The organism is Bacteriovorax sp. DB6_IX (assembly GCF_000447775.1).
Lineage (GTDB): Bacteria > Bdellovibrionota > Bacteriovoracia > Bacteriovoracales > Bacteriovoracaceae > Halobacteriovorax_A.
In genome coordinates this window covers 1-6124 of the sequence record NZ_AUNJ01000311.1, presented here as the reverse complement: position 1 = coordinate 6124, position 6124 = coordinate 1, and the positions used below count along the sequence as shown (strand labels likewise).

Here is a 6124-nt window from a genome sequence, read left to right as displayed (position 1 = left end):
TTATCTTTTATTAAATTCACCGCATCCTGCTCGTTGGACACCTCCGCCCGTCGTGGGCTACGGCCTGCCCGAACTCGCATTCGCATTGATCTTCTTTTGACTTATTACTTAAGAGGTAAAAACGTGCGCTTTGGGCACGTTTTTTCGGTCAGGTTGCTCTAACGAGCAAAGCCCTGAAAATCCTTTGAATTGTGTGGTATGCATTTTTTGTGCTTAAAATAAAAAAAGCCAGAACATAAGTTCTGGCTTTTTAATGGTGCCCCGACGCGGATTCGAACCACGGACACAAGGATTTTCAGTCCTTTGCTCTACCAACTGAGCTATCAGGGCATAAATGGTTAAGTGAGATTTAATGTAATGGAGTGGATGGATTTCGTCAAACTTTTTTTTCGTAATTTCGCTAATTTAATTTAACTCATTGTGGCAATGCGCTAAACAAAAAACAGCGGGAATTGCCAAAGTCTCGGTCAGCATTTAGATTAAGCCTATGAATAGTAAAATACTTAAAGTCACTTTAGAAGTCGATAAGACGATCGTAAATGCTATGGCATTCTTGCCACCGCAAGAAAGTGTAAAAGAAGATAGGTTTGCGATCTTTACTCATGGTTATACTTCTCACAAAGGCAGCTTATTGAATTGGGCCGCGAGAGTGAGTGAGGAGAATGTACCGGCCATTATTTTTGACCAACCAGGACATTTTCTTGGTTCTTATCATGAGATTGAGGGCCTCGATGTTTTTAAAGATGTCGCGCCACAATTCTTTCTAAGGGCCTATGAATATCTCAAATCACACTACCCTCAGGGTGGTCAAAAGCTTGTCATTGGTGGGCACTCGCTTGGTGCTCTAACATCATTAATGGCACTTGAGAGAGAGCTCTTCACTGTCAATGAACTTCTTTGTGTCTGTGTGGGATTTGGCCTACCTCCAGCAGGTGTGACACATATTTTTTCGACGCCTTTTTACAAATCAACTCTGAATCTCAGAGGTCAACTTGTCAGTGAGAATATCCCTCCGGAACAAGTCTTTCCATGGATAAAAGAAAAGAAAGAAGAACTGGAGATTTCTCGTCAAAGAATTCATTTTATCACTGGTGATGATGACGTGGTCGTTGGAAAAGATGGCTCAGAAAGATTAGTTGAATTCCTTGAAGAACAAGGTAATCATGTCACAATTGAGAAGCCTAAGAGACTGGCCCATCATATGCCAGAGTTGGCAGCGGCCCACATTAAAAAGTTTCTTAAAGACTCGTCATTTCTTTAGATCTAAATAAAATTTTAAATTCTTTAGCATACCGACTCTTCCCGTCCTCGCGACGGGAGTGTCCTTAGTGACTCTGCGGTATTCACGATTGGACATCGCTTCGAGCTTGTTAATTATCACTGCCAAATCATCCGTCAAAAAGAGATCAAAGAGAATTTGGTTTCTTTGCTTGAGGTCTTCAATTTCTTCAACTGTAACGTCGTCAGATTGCCTTATAACACGTTTATTCCACGGACAGACATCTTGGCATATATCACAACCATAAATCTCTCCACGTCCTTTTTCCATCCCCTCTGGTGCAGCCGCCTCCTTAAATAATTCGATTGAAAAAGTACTAATGCACTTATCAGCGATAAGGGTTCGACTATTCACATCAATGGCCTCAGTTGGGCAAAGATCAATACACTTTGTGCAATTCCCACAGTGATCAACTTCAACAGAAGGCTTCTGCTCTACATCTGAGCTAATATCTTCTGAGAAAAACAGCGCCCCAAGAATAAAATAGCTGCCTATTTCCTTGTTGATAATCATCGAGTTCTTTCCAAACCAACCGAGTCCGGCGCGCATCGCGAGATCTCTTTCAAGTACTGGTTGAGTATCGAGAGAATGTTTAATTTCTACATTGGGATAGAGTTCTTTGAAGTCTTTGGCCAATTCTTCGAGCTTCTCTCTTAATTCGAAATGATAGTCACGCCCTTTAAATCCTAGAACGTAATTTGCGATTCTAAGACCGTTGCTCGCTTCACTTTCGTAGAAGGCCTGAGATACTTTTGATGTTCTCGAGTAATCATAAGCGATAACAAGAGCTGAGCGAAAGTCTTCATAGTAATTCTTGATACTCTCTCTCTTTTCTCCTCTTTCACCCTCAAGATACTTTAAAACACCGTGATCTCCCCTTTCGAGCCACTTCTTATAGTGTTCATAGGAATGAGCAAGGGGGTCATTGACGACCCCCCACTTCTTTATTTGATGTTTTCTAAGTATTCTTGAAATCTCATTCATGACTAATCAAATTTTGGGATAATCTCAATCGCACCTGTTGGACAAGTTCTGACACATTCCATATCCATTGAACAAGCACCAATATTCTCTTCTTTTAAGTGAGTCATCTTAGTCTTAGAATCTGCAATCCAAATATCATGTGGGCAGATTGAAACACAGTTTTGGCAAGTCGCACACACGCTAAGATCTAAATGAATTCTCTTCTTCTCATCAGCTGCTTCTTCAACAACTTCATGTGAACCCAAAACTTTTGGAGCATCCTTGATAATATCGACTTTAACAGAGTTTGAATTACCTTTTGAAAAGTAACGACCATCACCACGTGTGATAACAACCTTATCACCATTATGAAGATCCATTCTCTCTCTCGCCTCTGCCAGAACGGCCTTTTGGTAACCACTCATGTCTTCAGGGTACTCTTTGATTAAGAAAGGATAAACTCCCCAGTAAAGGCAAACTTTTCTCGCAGCAGAAATTGATGATGTGACTGCTGCAACTGGTGTTTGTGGTCTAAACATTGAAATTCTCAGACAAGAGTTTCCACCTTCAGTTAAGGCAAGAATTCTCTTTGCATCGACTTTTTCAGCAATCATTGACGCCGCGACCATTAGCGATGAATTAACCGATGAAAGGTCCATATGTCTTAGAAGTGGTCTTTCCTTTGGCTTCTTTTCTGCCTCAAAAATAATATCATTCATCATTTGAACGGCTTCAACGGGATATTTCCCGGAGGCTGATTCACCAGAGAGCATCACAGCATCTGTTCCATCCCAAATAGCATTGGCAACGTCACTGGCCTCTGCTCTAGTTGGTGTCGGAGCATCAGTCATACTCTCAAGCATCTGAGTTGCAGTGATAACGGGAATCATTCTCTCATTACATCTATCAATGAGGTCTTTTTGGATTGAAGGAACAAGATGGTTACCTACCTCGACCCCCATATCTCCACGGGCCACCATAATCATATCCGTAACATCGAGAATTTCTTCAATATGCTCAACGGCTTGAGGTTTCTCTATTTTAGAAACAATTGGCACATTCACTTTTAGTTTATGTAGAAGTGATTTCACTTCCATAATATCTTCTCTTCTTCTTACAAAAGAAAGAGCAACAAAATCAATATTGTGTTTTAGAGCAAAGAGAAGGTCCTCTCTATCCTTATCAGTAAAGGCAGGAGCAGAAACATCACAATCAGGGAGATTAATCCCTTTATTAGACTTCAACTCTCCCCCAACAATGACTTCAATCTTATAAACGTCTCTATCTCTTTCAATGGCCTTGGCCATTAGTTTTCCATCATCAAAGAGAATTCTTGCACCATCATGGCAATCATCAACAAGTTTGTCGTAAATAGTTGGGATATAACAATCTTTATACTCTGGATAATTTTCGATATCTTTTGTTTGACCAATAACCCATGTCTCACCGGCCTTAAGCTGGAGTCCATCAGGAAGTTTATCAGTTCTAATTTTTGGCCCTTGAAGATCAATCAGGATACCAACTTCACGATTAATATTCTTAGATGCAGTACGAATATTTTGAATAAGCTGAGCATGACCTTCATGTGTTCCGTGACTCATATTGACACGCGCAACATTTAATCCCGCCTTAATTAGCTTTTCAATCATTTCAACAGTATTTGACGATGGTCCAAGTGTCCCAACAATCTTTGCCCTTCTGACTTTCATTCGTACTCCAAAATTTCTTATCGTATAGGACTATTCTATCATGCAAAAAAAAAGGCTTCTACCAAATAGTGAAGCCTTCTTAGTTAAGATTATGTTTAACTTATATTAATTATTAGAAGAATTAAGAGTTATACATCTTACTCTTATATGATTCAGCTTTTTCCTCTATGGCCTTAGCATTTGCCATTCTAAGCTCTTCAATTCGATCAGAGAATTGACGCTGCATCGTAGCCTTTTCAAGTTCATTTTGTTGATAAAGCTTCTCATAGTCAGACTGCATTTCACTAACTTTAGATTGAAACTTTCTCTTAAAATCATCTCTCTCTCTTGAGAGTAAATCTTCATAGTGTTCAACCGTTTTTTCAATCTGCATATCAGACATATCTTTGGCCCTAGAAAGTCTCTTATCGTATTCAGTCTTTATCTGAATTTTTTCAAATTCGTTCTCTCTATCTTTTTGATTAAGAAGTCTCTTTGTTGCAATACGATTAGCATCACTTTCTTCAGCATGCATCATCTTCAACTTTTCAATCTCTTTGTGAGCTTTCTTCTCGAGTCGATCAAGTTTTTCTTCATATTGCATCATCATCTTCTGTTGATTCTTTACCAATTGCTCATTTCTTTCAACAAGACTCTTCTCTTTTTGTGCCATCACCCTTTTCATTTCAAACTTTGTATCTTGAAGTTCGTTATGGTGATCTCTTCTTGTCTTTTCAATAAAGCGTGTCTTTTCTTTGGCGTGCTCTGCTTGTAGCTCTGTTAGCGCTTCTCTATTTTTTTCATTTAAAGTATTAACTGTATCACCGAAGATCTTACGTTGGTTAGTAAGAACCTTCTTATTATAAGCACTATCCTTAAGGGACTGGGCCTCTGCTCTCATCTCAGAATTACGAATTTCTTTCTGGAATGTCTTAGTGGCCAATTCTGCTTTATCCTTAACTTTAGATAGCTCATTTGTTCTAAAGTCTCTGAACTGAGTTTCACTTTCATCTCTATTTTGTTGATTCTTAAACTTTAGATCTTTAATCGTTGCAGAGAAGCTATCGGCCATTCTCTCTTTATCAATCTGTTGATTAAAATTATCATCTTGAACTTTCTCATAGATTGACTTGATACGGTCTTCATAAGATGAAACCGTGTGATCTAACTTCTTTTGAACTATATCAGAACGATCCCCACCCTTTAATTTCTCATTCATCTCACGGCGAGCTTGATAAATATTGGCAGCATATTCTTTTTCAAGATTCTTTTGTCTTAATTCGTTTTCTTTTACTTCGATTTTTCTCTTACGCTGATTTCTGGCAGAGATATCATTTGTTAATTTTCTAAAATTCTCTTGAAGAACATCTTGTTCGCTATTTTTAACCTTTCTCAAATCCTTCGATGACTCATTATGATAGTCTTTGATTTGGCTAACCGTCTCGGCCTGAGTATCTCTGAGATTTTGAATATCTTGAGCATGCTTATTTACCATTTGGTTCTTAGTAAGATTATTATTCTTAACAAGCTCTCTTGTATTCATTTCATTATCAGTAATGATTCTGCGTCTTTCTTTATTGGCCTGATGCATATTCTCACGAATACTATTGTTGGCCCTGTAACTGACATCATCAATTTCTTCTTGGAATTGATCATTAAGATTTGCAACTTGCTTGTCATAACGATCACGAGTTGTCTTTAAACGTTGTTCATTATAGGCCTTAGATTCATCATCTCTTACTCGGTAAGTATCTGATAACTCCCCTAATCTTCTATCAAAGTCTTCTTTAATACGACTTCTATCTTCGTTAAAAGACTCTTTCTGTCTTTCTAAGTCTTTTCTAAAGCCTCTTGTTCTATCTTCTATGGCCTCTGAAGTTTTAGCATTATACTCATTGATATAGTCAGCTTGCTGATTTTCTAATTTATTCTTTGAATTAGAATAATTCTCAGCTTGCTTCTTTTGTTTCATCTCATGAAGCTCTTCTAGCTTATTAACGTCTTTATTATAAGCATCACGTAGCTCATTCGTTGATTCGTTATAATTGCTTCTTGCTTGTGCCAATCTTGTACTATAATCGTTAATTTCCATAATACCTTTTCCTGGGCAGACTCTTTTCCCAGCTTATATTCTATCAATTTCGTGAAAATTAAAAAGGCCGGGAAGATATTCCCGGCCTGTGATATAGATCAA

At 38.3% G+C, this 6124-nt stretch carries 4 protein-coding genes and 1 tRNA gene; 1 reads left to right on the top strand and 4 read right to left on the bottom strand.

The annotated features are described in order from the left end of the window. Nucleotides 1-254: 254 nt before the first annotated feature. Nucleotides 255-330 (bottom strand) — tRNA-Phe (locus M901_RS09340). Between the two features lie 157 nt (nucleotides 331-487). On the opposite strand from M901_RS09340, the gene M901_RS09335 reads away from it, so the two are divergent. Further along, a complete protein-coding gene (locus tag M901_RS09335; RefSeq protein WP_021277951.1) occupies nucleotides 488-1261 on the top strand; it encodes an alpha/beta hydrolase in 774 nt (257 codons plus the stop codon). Here M901_RS09335 and queG read toward each other — a convergent pair. The 3 genes from queG to M901_RS09320 all read right to left on the bottom strand — a co-directional run bounded on the left by queG (nucleotide 1250) and on the right by M901_RS09320 (nucleotide 6022). Next, complete coding sequence (gene queG, locus M901_RS09330) at nucleotides 1250-2263, bottom strand: tRNA epoxyqueuosine(34) reductase QueG (protein ID WP_021277953.1); 1014 nt, start codon at nucleotides 2261-2263, stop codon at nucleotides 1250-1252. The two genes, M901_RS09335 and queG, sit on opposite strands and share 12 nt — an antisense overlap. 2 nt (nucleotides 2264-2265) lie before the next feature. Then, entirely contained in the window at nucleotides 2266-3951 is a 1686-nt protein-coding gene (pyk, locus tag M901_RS09325) for a pyruvate kinase (RefSeq protein WP_021277952.1), read from the bottom strand. A gap of 121 nt (nucleotides 3952-4072) precedes the next feature. Continuing rightward, nucleotides 4073-6022, bottom strand: coding sequence for a hypothetical protein (locus M901_RS09320; RefSeq protein ID WP_021277950.1), 1950 nt, complete (start codon nucleotides 6020-6022; stop codon nucleotides 4073-4075). Nucleotides 6023-6124: the final 102 nt, after the last annotated feature.